15 protein-coding genes are annotated in these 13,651 nt (G+C 58.9%); 10 read left to right on the forward strand and 5 right to left on the reverse strand.

What is annotated here, in order from left to right; translation table 11 throughout:
• Window positions 1–62: 62 nt before the first annotated feature.
• Both PAF20_RS01080 and PAF20_RS01085 read left to right on the forward strand, forming a co-directional pair.
• Window positions 63–449, forward strand: coding sequence for a YHS domain-containing (seleno)protein (locus PAF20_RS01080; RefSeq protein WP_271071918.1), 387 nt, complete (start codon window positions 63–65; stop codon window positions 447–449).
• 184 nt (window positions 450–633) lie between these two features.
• Window positions 634–1,053, forward strand: a complete 420-nt coding sequence (locus PAF20_RS01085; RefSeq protein ID WP_271071919.1) for a CoA-binding protein — start codon at window positions 634–636, stop codon at window positions 1,051–1,053.
• A gap of 22 nt (window positions 1,054–1,075) precedes the next feature.
• Here PAF20_RS01085 and PAF20_RS01090 read toward each other — a convergent pair whose 3' ends face one another.
• The 4 genes from PAF20_RS01090 to PAF20_RS01105 are packed head-to-tail and all read right to left on the reverse strand — an operon-like array spanning window position 1,076 to window position 5,066.
• Window positions 1,076–2,386 carry an NAD(P)/FAD-dependent oxidoreductase gene (locus tag PAF20_RS01090; protein WP_271071920.1) on the reverse strand — a complete coding sequence of 437 codons (1,311 nt, stop codon included), beginning with the start codon at window positions 2,384–2,386 and terminating at the stop codon, window positions 1,076–1,078.
• A gap of 18 nt (window positions 2,387–2,404) precedes the next feature.
• Window positions 2,405–3,763 carry a glutamine synthetase family protein gene (locus PAF20_RS01095; protein WP_271071921.1) on the reverse strand — a complete coding sequence of 453 codons (1,359 nt, stop codon included), beginning with the start codon at window positions 3,761–3,763 and terminating at the stop codon, window positions 2,405–2,407.
• On the reverse strand, window positions 3,760–4,368 hold the full coding sequence (locus tag PAF20_RS01100; RefSeq protein ID WP_271071922.1) for an FMN-binding negative transcriptional regulator: 609 nt from the start codon (window positions 4,366–4,368) through the stop codon (window positions 3,760–3,762). The genes PAF20_RS01095 and PAF20_RS01100 overlap by 4 nt, the downstream gene beginning before the upstream one ends.
• The gene (locus tag PAF20_RS01105; RefSeq protein WP_271071923.1) at window positions 4,368–5,066 is read right to left on the reverse strand and encodes a type 1 glutamine amidotransferase; all 699 of its coding nucleotides are present in this window, start codon (window positions 5,064–5,066) and stop codon (window positions 4,368–4,370) included. The genes PAF20_RS01100 and PAF20_RS01105 overlap by 1 nt, the downstream gene beginning before the upstream one ends.
• Window positions 5,067–5,155: 89 nt before the next feature.
• Here PAF20_RS01105 and PAF20_RS01110 point away from each other — a divergent pair, with 89 nt between their 5' ends.
• The 8 genes from PAF20_RS01110 to PAF20_RS01145 all read left to right on the forward strand — a co-directional run bounded on the left by PAF20_RS01110 (window position 5,156) and on the right by PAF20_RS01145 (window position 12,286).
• Entirely contained in the window at window positions 5,156–5,941 is a 786-nt protein-coding gene (locus PAF20_RS01110) for an ABC transporter ATP-binding protein (RefSeq protein WP_271071924.1), read from the forward strand.
• Between the two features lie 20 nt (window positions 5,942–5,961).
• Entirely contained in the window at window positions 5,962–6,744 is a 783-nt protein-coding gene (locus tag PAF20_RS01115; protein WP_271071925.1) for a transporter substrate-binding domain-containing protein, read from the forward strand.
• A gap of 42 nt (window positions 6,745–6,786) precedes the next feature.
• Window positions 6,787–7,665 (forward strand): ABC transporter permease, encoded by an 879-nt coding sequence (locus PAF20_RS01120; RefSeq protein WP_271073225.1) that lies wholly within the window; start codon window positions 6,787–6,789, stop codon window positions 7,663–7,665.
• Window positions 7,662–8,495, forward strand: coding sequence for an ABC transporter permease (locus PAF20_RS01125; protein WP_271071926.1), 834 nt, complete (start codon window positions 7,662–7,664; stop codon window positions 8,493–8,495). The genes PAF20_RS01120 and PAF20_RS01125 overlap by 4 nt, the downstream gene beginning before the upstream one ends.
• Before the next feature lie 3 nt (window positions 8,496–8,498).
• Window positions 8,499–9,830 (forward strand): glutamine synthetase family protein, encoded by a 1,332-nt coding sequence (locus tag PAF20_RS01130; RefSeq protein ID WP_271071927.1) that lies wholly within the window; start codon window positions 8,499–8,501, stop codon window positions 9,828–9,830.
• A gap of 301 nt (window positions 9,831–10,131) precedes the next feature.
• Window positions 10,132–11,238, forward strand: a complete 1,107-nt coding sequence (locus tag PAF20_RS01135; protein WP_271071928.1) for an AAA family ATPase — start codon at window positions 10,132–10,134, stop codon at window positions 11,236–11,238.
• Between the two features lie 41 nt (window positions 11,239–11,279).
• Window positions 11,280–11,831 carry a hypothetical protein gene (locus tag PAF20_RS01140; protein WP_271071929.1) on the forward strand — a complete coding sequence of 184 codons (552 nt, stop codon included), beginning with the start codon at window positions 11,280–11,282 and terminating at the stop codon, window positions 11,829–11,831.
• 26 nt (window positions 11,832–11,857) lie between these two features.
• The gene (locus tag PAF20_RS01145) at window positions 11,858–12,286 is read left to right on the forward strand and encodes an MFS transporter (protein ID WP_271073226.1); all 429 of its coding nucleotides are present in this window, start codon (window positions 11,858–11,860) and stop codon (window positions 12,284–12,286) included.
• On the opposite strand, the gene PAF20_RS01150 is transcribed toward PAF20_RS01145, so the two are convergent.
• Window positions 12,255–13,649, reverse strand: coding sequence for an FAD-binding oxidoreductase (locus PAF20_RS01150; protein WP_271071930.1), 1,395 nt, complete (start codon window positions 13,647–13,649; stop codon window positions 12,255–12,257). The genes PAF20_RS01145 and PAF20_RS01150 overlap by 32 nt on opposite strands.
• Between the last annotated feature and the right edge of the window lie 2 nt (window positions 13,650–13,651).

The following is a 13,651-nucleotide window of genomic DNA, read 5'->3' on the forward strand; positions in this document are numbered from 1 at the left end:
CTTCATAATTGTGCTGTGCCATGAAGCTTATCCGACTTAGATCCCTTGCCGCTGCCACCTTGATGTCATTGCCACTGCCTGCATTTGCAGATGGCTGGGCGCTTGGCGGATATGACCCGGTCGCCTATGTCACCAGGGATGCCGCGATAGAGGGGCGGGGGGATATCTCGACAAGCTGGCGCGGCAAGCAATATCATTTCGTTTCCGAAGAGAATCGCGCCCTGTTTGAGGCAAACCCGCGTGCCTATACGCCCGGTTTTGATGGGCTATGTGTCGTGGCGCTATCCGAGGGTCGGCCGGAGCCTGGCGATCCGCGTCTTTTTGTGATCATCGGCCAAAGAGTGTATCTGGTCGGCTCGGAATCGCGGCGACAGCAGTTGATCGAAAATCCGCGCCAGTTGCTGATGAAAGCCAAAAATATGTGGGTGCGCGTCAGTTCGGACGGTTGACTCGGACGAATTCACGAAAGCGCGATGGTACTTGGAATATCCGAATCGGTTCCCATATTGAAGCGATGGACGCGCTGCCACGGAACGGCCGCGTCCAGATCACTGTCCCTCGTTCCGCGACTTGCGCCCGGCCATATGGACCGGGCGCTTTTTCTATGAAAGGTTACGCGCGAAGGAGAGCAGAATGACCGAAGCCGACACCATGCGTCAGATCAAGGACAATGCCCGCACCATAGCAGTGGTCGGATTGTCGCCCAATCAGGACCGTCCAAGCTGGGGCGTTGCCCGATTTCTGCAGGCGCGTGGGTACAGGATCATTCCGGTAAATCCGGGCCACGAAGGCAAGGAAATTCTGGGAGAGCCGGTCTATCGCGATCTGTCCTCTATTCCGGCGGACGCCGGGGTGGATATGGTTGATATCTTCAGGCGCTCGGAAGCCGTTCCGGAAATCGTGGATGAAGCGTTAAGTGCGTTGCCCGATCTGCGGACCATATGGATGCAGCTTGGCGTCAACCATCCCGAAGCCGCAGCCAAGGCAGAGGCGAAGGGTATAACAGTCGTGCAGGATCGCTGTCCGAAGATAGAGTTTCCGCGTCTCGACTAAGATACGATTGCTTGCGGTTTGCTTATATCCCCAGCCTGTCACGCATTGCGTACCAGCTCATGCCCGCGACCAACAGCGGCCAGCGAAGATACTGACCGCCCGGAAAGCGTGGCGAGGGCAGGGCTGCCATCGTATTGAAACCGTCGGCCTGTCCTGCGATGGCATCTGCCATCTGCTTGCCCGCCAGTGTCGACAGCGCGAGGCCGTGCCCGGAAAAACCGCTGGCTGACAGTGCGTTCGGTGCGGGCCGCATGAAGCAGGGCATCCGGTTCATGGTAATTGCCAATGTCCCGCCCCAGCAATGCGTGAAGGGAATATCTGCCAGTGCGGGGTAAATCCTCGACAACGGTTTGCGGACTTTCGCGCCGATATCCTTGGGGAAGCGATAGCTGACATTTTCCCCGCCACCGAAAACAAGGCGTCCTTCATCGTCGATGCGCCAATAGTTCACGACGAATTTTGTATCATGCACCGCGATATTTCGTGTCAGCACCTCTGCCGCTCGTGGGCCGAGCGGCTCCGTGGCGGCAATGAAGTTGTTGATCGGCATGACGCGGGCTGCCACGTCGCGCGACAGATCGCCGAGATAGCCATTCGCGCCCAGCACGACTAAGTCGCAAACCACGCGACCCTCAGCGGTATGAACGGTGGATTTGCCGCTGGCAATTTCGGCAAATTCGACCGACTCGACATGACTGAGTTCGAAGATCCGCGCACCAGCCTGGTGCGCCAGATTCGCGATGCCGAGGGCAAGCGAAAGCGGATTCAGGTGGCCGGCACCATTATCAAGAACGCCGCCGCAATAGGCGTCGGATGGCAGAATTGCGTGGAAATCGGTGCGATCAAACGCTTCGATGCTGCTATAGCCGTAATGTTGCGCAAGGTGATCAATCTCTTCGCGGGCGTGTTCCAGTTCGTCCGCTTTCCGGAACGCGTGCGCCACGCCGTCATGTACGACCACCCCTGAGCGAGCGGCCAGCTCGCGCGTCAAGCGCTTGGCCTCTTCAGCCATGTCCCAGAGCTTGCGGGCGGTGTCCCGACCGGCCATGCGCTCTAGCTCGTCGACCTCCAGCCGTTGGCCAGAGCCCAGCTGACCGCCGTTTCGCCCCGAAGCACCGAATCCGACCCTGTGGGCTTCCAGCAGTGCGACATCATAGCCCGCTTCGGCCAAATGCAGCGCAGCCGACAGACCTGTATAACCCCCGCCGACGACACAGACATCAGCCCTGATGTCGCCCTTCAACGCCGGAAAAGGTGCCAGCGGTGTGACCTGTTCGGCATAAAGCGAAGGAGGATAGGTGCCGCGCCTGTCATTGGAAAACAGCAGATTCATGCGAGCCATCCCGGCGGTTCAGACATTCAGCAGCAGGTGTTCGCGTTCCCACGGGCTGATGACCTGCAGGAATTCCTTGTATTCGTTGCGCTTCACGGATTCGTAAACATTGACGAATTCATTGCCCAGAACGTCGCGCATAGGCTCGCTGTCGCTCATGATGTCCAGTGCATCGCCAAGGGTCAGCGGCAGCTCGTCTTCCGAAATATAGGCATCGCCAAGGCATTCCGGGCGGGGATCGTTCTTTTCGATCAGCCCCAGATATCCGCATGCAAGGCTGGCCGCGATACCCAGATACGGGTTGCAGTCCATCCCGGCCAGCCGGTTTTCGACGCGCCGCGCATCCGGTCCCGAGATCGGAACGCGCAGGCCCGTCGTGCGGTTGTCGCGCCCCCATTCCAGATTTATCGGTGCCGCGAAATCCGGGACATAGCGCCGATAGGAATTCACGTAGGGTGCCAGCAGCGCTACCGCGGCAGGAAGATGATTCTGCATTCCGGCGATGAAGTGCAGGAACTCCGGCGCCTCACGGCCCTTGTCATCCGAGAATATGTTCTGTCCCGTTTTCAGATCCACCACAGAGTGGTGAATGTGCATTGCGCTGCCCGGCTCTCCTTCAATCGGTTTGGCCATGAAGGTTGCAAAGCAGTCATGGCGCAAGGCGGCCTCTCGGATCAGGCGCTTGAAGAAGAAGATTTCATCGGCAAGCCGCACCGGATCGCCGTGCGCAAGGTTGATTTCGACCTGACCCGCGCCGCCTTCCTGAAGGATGCCGTCAATCTCGAAGCCCTGTGCCTCGGCAAAATCATAGATGTCGTCAATGACCTTGCCATATTCGTCAACGGCAGACAGCGAGTAGGCCTGCTTTGCGGCCGCTCGCCGTCCGGATCGACCCATGGGCGGTATGATCGGCTGGTTCGGGTCGGTATTGCGCGCCACAAGGAAGAATTCCATTTCGGGCGCGACAATCGGGCGCCAGCCTTTTTCCTCGAACAGGCTGACCACTCGTCGCAGCACGTTTCGTGGGGCCACCGGCACAAGTTTGCCCTGCTGGTCGAATACGTCGTGGATCACCTGCAAGGTGTAATCTGCGGTCCAGGGTGCCGCCGTTGTTGTCGAGTAATCCGGGGTCAGAATCATATCCGGCTCGGTAAACGCGCCAGAGGGATTGTCAGCCCATTCGCCGGTGATCGTCTGCAGGAAGATCGAGTTGGGCAGATAAAACTTCTCTTGCCGCGCGAATTTTGAGGCAGGCATTGCCTTGCCCCGCGCAACCCCCGCGATGTCGGCAACGATGCATTCGACCTCATCAAGGCGGCGACCCGACACATATTCCTGTGCGGCCTGCGGTGCTTGTTCCAGCCAATCCGGTTTCATTTCTTCCCCATTGTCGCCGCCGACAGCACGGGATGCGTGGCCGACAGCGCTGAAGCCACGCCCTCTCGATCCGCTTCCACCCGGTTCTGCCCAGCTTTCCATTTTCCGGTCATGCTCGAAACCGAGATCTCTATGCCGACAATCCCGCGAAGTTGCGCCGCGATGAATTTATCCGGTGCGTCGGAAACGGCCCAGGGCTCGGCGCGGTCATGCTCCATTTGATGTGTCAGTGCGCGTATCTGCCTGCGCAGCCATTCCGGGTCCCGAACGGTCTGCGCCGTGCCGCGAACCTGAACCATCAGGTAGTTCCAAGTTGGCACGACTTTTCCGGTCTGCTGCTTGGTCGCGTACCAGCTGGGCGTGATATAGCTTTGCTCGCCCTGAAAAATGATCAGAATCGGGTTGCCGCGGTCAACTTCTGCAAGCTGAGGGTTGGCGCGGGCAAGGTGGGCACGCAGCTTGCCATCTTCGCCAAGCTCAAACGGCACCGAGTTGGCGGTTGGCCCGTCTTCACCGACGGTGACGAGCAGGCCAAGCGGATTGGCCCGTATAAAGGCCGAGAGCACATCGGGCCGGTTCTCTGCAAATGCTTCGGGGCAATACATCAGGCCGCCCCTTTTCTATCCGCAACATTGGAACGGAAGAAATCAGCGATCTGCGTCGCGATGATGTCGCTGTCGCGCTTGCCGCCCATTTTTTCGCGTGCCGTATCAAGCAATTCGTCCGGGACCACGCCCTTGGCGCGTGTGTTGATCAGCCCCTCTACGAATTCATCGCGAAATTCAGGATGTGGCTGAACGGTAAAGGCGCGTCCGGGGTAAATCAGCGCGGCATTTTCGCAGAAACTGCTTTTGCCGACCACACGCGCCGATTCGGGTAGGCGCGTGACCTGATCCTGATGCCAAGCGTTCAACGTCAGCGTTTGGCCCGCAAAATTATAATCCTGCGCCCCGACGGACCAGCCACCCTTGAACTTTTCGACTTTCCCGCCAAGCGCTTGCGCAATGATCTGATGGCCGAAACAGATTCCGACCATTGGGACCGCTGCCGCGTAGATATCGCGAATGAACGTCTCCAGCGGTGGGATGAACTCATGCGCTTCGTAGGCGCCGTGTCGCGATCCGGTCAGAAGCCAGCCGTCGGCCTCGTGGACAGAGGCCGGAAACTCCATCGCTTCAACGTGATAGTTGCGAAAATCGAAGCCGCTTTCGCTAAGCAGACGTATAAACATGTCCGGATAATCACCCGACTGTTCTTTCAGAGCCTCGGGCGCTTGCCCGCATTGCAGGATGCCGATCTGCATAATTCACCATCGCTTTCTTTCGATGACAGAGTATTGCCCGCACGAAGGCGTTGCAATCCGCCATGAAATCGCGCCAGATATGCGTCGTCATGACTGATACCGCGAACGCCACACCCGTTATCGAAATTCGCGACCTTCACAAGTCTTATGGACAGTTGGAGGTGCTGAAAGGTGTCTCGCTGGCGGCGCCGCGCGGTCATGTCGTCAGCCTTATCGGGTCTTCAGGTTCCGGCAAGTCGACATTGCTTCGCTGCTGCAACCTTTTGGAAAACAGTCAGGAAGGCGAGATATATTTTCAGGAAGAGCCCGTTCGCTGGAAGGGGGCGGGGCTTTCCCGCAGGCCCGCGGACCCGGTGCAGGTGACACGCATCAGGACGCAGCTGGCCATGGTGTTTCAGCAGTTCAACCTGTGGGCGCATATGACTGTGCTGCGCAATGTCATGGAATCACCCATCACAGTGCTGGGTCAGCCCGAGGCCCAGGTCGAGGAACGTGCCCGCAAGCTGCTGGCCAAGGTGGGCATCGCTGATAAGGCTGATGCCTGGCCCGCGCAACTATCTGGCGGACAGCAGCAGCGTGCAGCCATCGCCCGCGCCCTGTGTATGGAGCCGAAGGCGCTGCTTTTCGATGAACCGACAAGCGCACTTGACCCTGAACTACAGCAAGAGGTGGTGAAGGTCATAAAAGACCTCGCTGCCGAACATCGCACCATGATCATCGTGACACATGACATGAAGCTTGCCGCCGATGTCAGTGATCATGTCGTATTCCTGCATCAGGGAAGGATCGAAGAAGAAGGTCCGCCCGATCAGGTCTTTGGCGCGCCGAAATCGGACAGGCTGCGCCAATTCCTCAGCGCCACTATGGCGGTGTGATTCACCAACAGGAGAAAAGAATGAGAAAGCTATTGCTTGCCACAGCCACTCTGGCGCTGACCGCCGGTTTTGCCAGTGCAGATCCGATCCGGATTGCGACCGAAGGCGCTTACCCTCCCTACAACCTCGTGAACGAGGCCGGTGAACTGGATGGTTTCGACGTCGAGGTCGGCAATGAAATCTGCAAGCGGGCAGAGCTGGAATGTGTCTGGGTCAATAACGACTGGGATTCGATCCTGCCGAACCTGAAATCGTCCAACTATGACGCCATCATGGCCGGCATGTCGATCACGGATGAGCGTAAGCAGGAAATCGACTTCACGCAGAACTATTTCCCGCCTGCCGCTTCGGCCTATGCCTCAACTTCGGCTGATGCGAATATCGGCGAAGGTGCTGTTGTTGCCGCACAAACGACAACTATTCAGGCCGCGCATGTTGCAGAGTCGGGGGCAACCCTGCTGGAATTCGCGACCCCGGATGAAACTCTGGCAGCGGTGCGCAATGGTGAGGCCGATGCGGTTTTTGCTGACAAGGACTTCCTCGCGCCTGCGGTGAACGAATCCAACGGCGAGCTGGCATGGGTTGGCGAGGATATTCCGCTGGGTGGCGGCATCGGCGTCGGCGTGCGCCAGTCCGATACAGAGCTGCGCGACAAGATGGATGCGGCCATCACCTCGATGAAAGACGACGGCACGCTTAACGGGCTAATCGAGAAATGGTTTGCCGAGGGCGCGACTTATTTCGGCGCGGACGGTGAAGCCGTCGGCAAGGAAGACGCCCAGATTACCCCGGTCGAAGGTTAATGATTGGCGCCCCGCCGCCTGGCGCGGCGGGGTGATCTCGCGATGTTCGAATACTGCGCTGATCCCAAATCGCTGGAAGGGCTGCGATGGCTGTCGTGTTATCTGACGACGGGCACGCATCTCAGCTTTTATTCCAGCTTTGGCACCGTTCTTCTTTTGCTGGCCATTACCGCACCGGTCGCGTTGCTGTTCGGCTTCGGCGGCGCATTGGCATCTCGTTCAGGCTTTGCCCCCCTGCGATGGTTCGGTAAGACCTATACGTCGATGGTTCGCGGTATACCCGACATCATCTTCTTCATGTTCGTGCCCATCGCGCTTGACCAGTTGTTCGAATATCTGCGCAGCCGCGTCTATTGCGATACCTCTGTCCCGGTCAGGCAGGGTAATGATTTCCTTGTCTGTTCCGAAGCGAAGCTTCCGCGTTCTGGCAGCGCGGAATGGGTCCATGACAGCTATGGCTTCTTTCTTGCCGTTCTGGCCTTTGCGATCGTCTTCGGCGCCTTCGCGGCAAATGTGCTGTATGGCGCTATGAATTCCGTTCCCCGCGCACAGCTTGAAACGGCTGAGGCCTACGGCATGTCCCAGCGTCAGGTGACGCGGCGCGTGCTGATACCGCAAATGTGGTCCTATGCGGTGCCGGGGCTGTCGAATTTATGGATGGTGCTGATCAAGGCAACGCCACTGCTTTTTCTTCTGGGGATCGAGGATATTGTTTATTGGGCAAGGGAACTAGGGTCCTCCAAGACGCAGCAATACGCCTATCCGCATCCCGACTGGCGGCTATATTACTTCCTTGGAATTCTGGTGTTCTACCTGTTCATGACCTGGACATCAGAACGCGTTCTCGCCCGGGTCAACCGGCGTCTTTCGCTTGGTCAGGCGACGATGGCGGGTGAGGCGATGCGAAAGGCCGCGACATGAGCCAGATGCTCTGCGCCGAGGCGATTACGAAATATGCCTTTCGCTCTATCGGCTTTGGTGAGCGTCTGCTGCCGCGTACCGATTTCGACCTGTGTTCGCAGGTGGTACTGATCGGTTCCGGGATGTTGTGGAACATCTATTTCGGGGCGTGTGCGCTGCTCATCGGGTTCTTCATTGCGAATGCCGTCGCGATGGCGAAGGCGTCAGACAGCGCGTTCCTCCGCAAGCCGGCGGAGGGCTTTATCTTTCTGTTCCGCGGCAGTCCGTTATTCATACAATTTTTCCTTGGCTACCAACTGTTCGTGCTGCTGCCACGCGCGGGGATAGAGGTGTTTGGTATCACCATCGCCACGGGTTGGCTGACCAAGGCATGGGCTGGTGCGCTGATCGTGCTGGTGCTGAATACCGCGGCCTATTCGGCACAGATTTTCTATGGGGCGCTTCAATCCGTGCCGAAAGGCGACATCGAGGCTGCTGACGCTTTCGGTATGACGGGCTGGCGCAAGTTCAGGCGCGTCGTCTGGCCCACCATGATGCGTCTGGCCTGGCCGGCCTATACGAATGAGGCGATATTTCTGTTTCACGCGACCACGCTGGTTTTCTTCGCCAGCTTCCCTGCCTTCGCCCAACAGGGTGACGGGCTTTACTATGCGAACTATTTCGCCGACAAGACCTTCAATCCCTTCGTCGCCTATCCGATCGTTGCGGTTTACTTCGTCCTGTTGACACTCGTGCTGATCGGTTTGTTTGGCATCGTTAACAAGCGGCTCAACCGTCACCTGCCGGGTGCAACGCAAAAGACAAGATACCGCCCGAAACTGATCAGGTAACCGATGAACTGGCTTTCCGAACATCCCGAAGTGCGCACCATCCGTGTCGCGGCGGCTGACCTCAACGGCGTTCCGCGTGGCAAAAGGGTTCCGGCCCGCTTTGCCGAAAAGCTGCTGAGCGAGGGGACAAAATTTCCCTATTCCGTGCTCAACATGGATATATGGGGCGAGGATATCGAAGACAGTCCGCTCGTCTTTGAAACCGGCGATCCCGACGGGCTTCTGATGCCGACAGAGCGCGGCTTCATGCCCATGCCCTGGCTGGAGGCGCCATCCGCGCTGCTGCCGATCTGGATGTTCCATTCCGACGGTCGCCCATACGAGGGTGATCCAAGGCAGGCACTCGCCCGCGTGGTAGATCGCTACAAGGCGGCCGGGCTGACACCTGTTGTCGCGACCGAGATGGAATTCTTCGTCATCGACGATTCCGGCAAAACGCTGCGTGTTCCGCCAAGCCCTCGCTCTGGCAAACGCCGCACCGGGGCCGAAACGCTCAGCCTGCGCGCACTGGACGCGTTTGATCAATTCTTCACCCGCCTCTATGATGCCTGCGAAGCGATGGATATTCCCGCCGACACGGCGATTTCAGAAGCAGCACTTGGCCAGTTCGAAATCAACATGATGCACCAAGCCGATCCCCTGAAGGCGGCAGATGATGCATGGCTGTTCAAAATCCTGACCAAAGGGATAGCGCGCGAATTCGGCTTCGCCGCCAGCTTCATGGCAAAACCCTATGACGTCTGGTCGGGATCCGGATTGCATATGCATTTCTCGCTGCTGGACGCCGATGGCCGGAACGTCTTCGATGATGGCGGGCCGAAGGGGTCCGATACCTTGCGCCATGCCGTGGCCGGTTTGCTGCGCGCCATGCCCGGATCCACGCTGATATTCGCCCCGCATGAGAACAGCTATGACCGGTTGGTGCCGAACGCGCATGCGCCAACGGGAATCGGCTGGGCCTATGAAAATCGCACCGCGGCAATCCGCATCCCGGCCTCTGGCCCGAAGGCACGCCGGATTGAGCATCGCGTGGCTGGCGGCGATGTGAACCCCTACCTGATGATCGCCGCAATTCTCGGCGCCGCACTGAATGGAATCGAGGACAGGGCAGAACCCATCCCGCCGTTTGAAGGCAATGCCTATGATAAGGGCCTTTCCCAGCTACCCGGCACATGGTCCGAGGCGATAGAGGCGTTCAGCACCTGTCCCGATATAAAGCGCATCTTCCCCCAGCATCTGATAGACAATTTCGTGATGACCAAAAGGCAGGAACTGCACTATATGGCCGAGTTGACAGATGAAGAGACGATTGAGCTGTATCTGGATACGGTTTGATTTGTATCGGCAGTCGATTAATTGCCATTCGGCCGGGTTTTCTTCCTTTTTGGCACGCATAATGTTGCCATCGGTCATAGAGGATTATTCTTAATTGAATAATTTCAATTAGTTGTCAGACTTCGGCGATTTCACATTGCCTGGCCGGTTTCGCATCGCCGCGAACTGCCGTCAGCCTTGACGCTGATCGGTCTTGCGGGCCATCTGCCCTCACCGACCCGGGTCCCAATCTTTCACTTCTCGCAAGTCTCATCGCGATTGCGCGGCGGCATGGCATTGCGGGGCTCAGATCAGGACCGCCATGACACGCATTCCCTTCATCAAAGCCAGTTTCGCCGCGAGCGACGAAACCATCGCCGATGTGCAGGACAGATTTGTCGAGCACCTGCGAAAGCTGCGCTCGCCCCCGGACGATCCGCCCCCGGAGGGCGCCGATGCAGAATCCCAGCAGCTTCGTATGGCGATCACCCGGCACAATTTCCGCGGACGCCTGCCGAAGGCCGATGTCGCCAAGATCAAGGCCCGTGCCGGGCGCATCGTCGCGGCGCGGGCAGCGGCAAGTGGCCTGAGCCATCTCAAACCCGACGAGGTCGAGCGGCTTTCCGTCCTCCGTCAGGGCGTGCGCCTGACTGCGATCCAGTCCGAGGATCAGGCGGACGAAATCGCGGCCCAGCTCCATCAGGAAATGCCCTGGATGGCGCCCGCCACCGAACTGGTCTGGCATGCCATGCGGCGTTCGGCATTCGATGGTGAGATCGGCTTTCGACTTCCGCCCATGCTCCTCAACGGCCCGCCCGGGATCGGCAAGACACGATGGGCCACCCGTCTTGGCGAATTGCTTGACGTGCCATCCCTGCGGATTGATGCCAGCGGCGAAGGTGCCAGCTTTGGTATCGCAGGCCTTCAGCGCGGTTGGGGCAGCGCCGGTCCGGGTCGGATTCTCGAGACGGTGCTGAACTCACTGACCGGCAATCCGCTGATCATCATCGACGAGGTTGAAAAGGCGGGTATCCAATCCTCGACGAAGGGTTCAACACATGGCTTGACCGACGCCCTGTTGCCTCTGCTGGAACGCTCGACTGCCATGGCCTGGAGCTGCCCCTATTTCCGGGTGACGCTGGACATGTCCTGGCTGTCCTTCATCCTGCTGGCGAACAACATCGACCGATTGCCGGACCCTCTGCTGAGCCGTTGCAGCGTGGTGAATCTGCCCGCGCTTTCCGTCAACGAGCTGCGCAGCTTCGCAAAGCAAGAGGGAAGCCGGAGGGGCCTGTCGGAAGCGTCACTCGCCGCGGTGGATAGCGCCCTCAGTGCGACCGAGAAGATGCTAGGCCAGGCAAGCCTGCGCACGGTGATCCGACTGCTTGAACGCGCAGAAGTGCTCGAACGCCGGCCGATGCTCAGCTGAGCACCCGACAGCAACATTACCTCCGGTGAAAGGAAGGAAGAATGACCAACGAACATGAAGAAGACGAGTTCTTTCAACGCTTCCGAGCCGCGCATCCGGAAGCGGCAGCCTTGCTCGACGCCCATAAGGAGAAGCAGAGCATCGCCCTGGCGCTGCGCGAAGTTCGGATGGCGCAAGGCCTCAGCAAGGCGGAGCTCAGCGAAATATCCGGCCTGTCGATGCGCAGGATTGATCGGATGGAAGCCCCGATCGGACATCTCCCCAGGCTCATGTTGATCAAGACCTACGCATCGGCATGCCATGCGACGGTGGGGCTGGAATTTACCTTCGATGTGAAGCCGACAGACGCCAGTGGTGAGGTCGTGCAGCGGCACTCGACCACTGGGATCTGGATCACGCAAGACCTCGCTGGAGAGGATCTGAGCGCCGCGCATCAGGTCGAACCGCTGTTGAACGGCACCCTGATCCTGCCCGTCGACCACGTCTTCACCTATGACGACAAGGAAAGCCAGGAACGTGTCCGGGAGATCGACGGCCATCTCGCTGAGCGGGGACTTCTGCCGCACGTTCACGATTTTCCGTTCGGTGCCTGACACTATCACTTCGACCGGCGGTCGAGATCGGCGCTTTCGGTATCGGCCTGAATGAATTTGTTGTCGCCGGGATCCTGCCGCAGATCGCCGCTGATTTCGGTGTCGACATCCCGACCGCCGGGCTGATGGCCACAACCTATGCACTTGGCGTGTTTGTCTGGGCGTCGATCCTGACGGTGCTTGGTTCAGGCGCCCCGCGCAAAACCATGCTCATCGGCCTCGTCCTTCTGTTCACCCCGAGCAACGTTCTGACCGCAATTGCCTCTAGCCTTCCGGTCGCGCTTGCCGGACGTGTCCTGACCGCCTTCAACCACGGCACGTTTTTCGGCATCGGCTCGATCATCGCGGCATCTCTGGTCGCCAAGGACAAGCAGGCGCGTGCAATTGCCTTCATGTTCTCGGGCTTGAAGCTGGCGAGTGCTGTTATTCTTCAACGACTTTCGAAGGGTTCATGATACTGAGTGGGTCGATTGCGCGCTTGAGTTGGGCCATCAAATCCCAGGCCTCCCCGTGCTGGTCGCGCATATACGCCTTCTTGCCTGTGCCTACGCCATGCTCACCTGTCACCGTTCCGCCAAATTCCAGCGCAGTTCGGTTTACGGTCGCTGCTAGGTTCTTCGCCTTCTCGATTTCGGCCGGATCGTCGCGGTCTACCAAGATCGAAAGATGAAAATTGCCGTCTCCGACATGGCCTACAATCGGCGCGATCAAACCGGATGCGGCGATTTCCTGCTTTGTCCGTTTGATTGTCTCGGCGAGCGCGGAAATCGGCACGCAGCAATCAGTCAGCACGCCCGTGGCGCCGGGGCGCAGCGCCTTGGCCGCGAAATAGGCGTTGTGCCGCGCCTGCCAGAGCTTGTTGCGGTCCTCTGTATTGCGGGCCCATCGGAAATCAGACACGCCGAACTCACCTGCGATTGCCTCGAAGCTTTCGACTTGCTCGCCGACACCGGCTTCAGTGCCATGGAACTCTATGAACAGATGCGGCTTTTCCGGGAGGTTCAAATCCGGCGTGAACAGGTTCATGCCTTTCATCTGGATCTCGTCCAGCAACTCTATCCTGGCCATGGGCAGGCCGGTCTGAATGGCGAGAATGACAGTATCGACCGCTGCATCAACGCTGTCGAAGGCGCAGGTCGCTGCTAGGATTGCTTCGGGCTGGCCAAACAGACGCACCGTCAGCCGCGTTATGATGCCAAGCGTCCCCTCCGAGCCGATGAACAGATGGGTCAGATCGTATCCTGCAGATGACTTGCGCGCCCGGCAGCCGGTTTCGATGATACGTCCATCTGGCAGCACCACCTCCATCGCCAAGACGTTTTCGCGCATGGTGCCGTAGCGCACGGCGTTTGTGCCAGAGGCTCTGGTTGCCGCCATCCCGCCAAGCGTCGCATCGGCTCCGGGATCCACGGTGAACATTAAACCCGTCGCACGCAGATCCTCGTTAAGCTGGCCGCGCGTCACGCCGGGCTGAACCACTGCATCCAGATCGCGTTCGTTGATCGCCAGAATGCGGTTCATCCTACTGGTGTCGACGCTTATCCCGCCTTTGACCGGTATGACGTGTCCTTCCAGCGAAGACCCGATCCCGAAAGGAACGATCGGGCAGCGATGATCGGCGCATATGCGGACGATACGGGCGACTTCTTCGGTCGTTTCGGGGAAGGCGACGGCGTCAGGCAAAGCAGGCGGCGAGTAAGCCTCGTCTCGACCGTGCATTTCGCGGATCGTAGAGCCGATGCTTAGCCGGTCGCCCAAGAATTCGCGAAGGGCCTCGATGGTCTTGGTGCGGTCCGTGGTTTTCTGGTTATCGGTCATCG

This window comes from Paracoccus albus (assembly GCF_027913035.1).
GTDB lineage: Bacteria > Pseudomonadota > Alphaproteobacteria > Rhodobacterales > Rhodobacteraceae > Paracoccus > Paracoccus albus.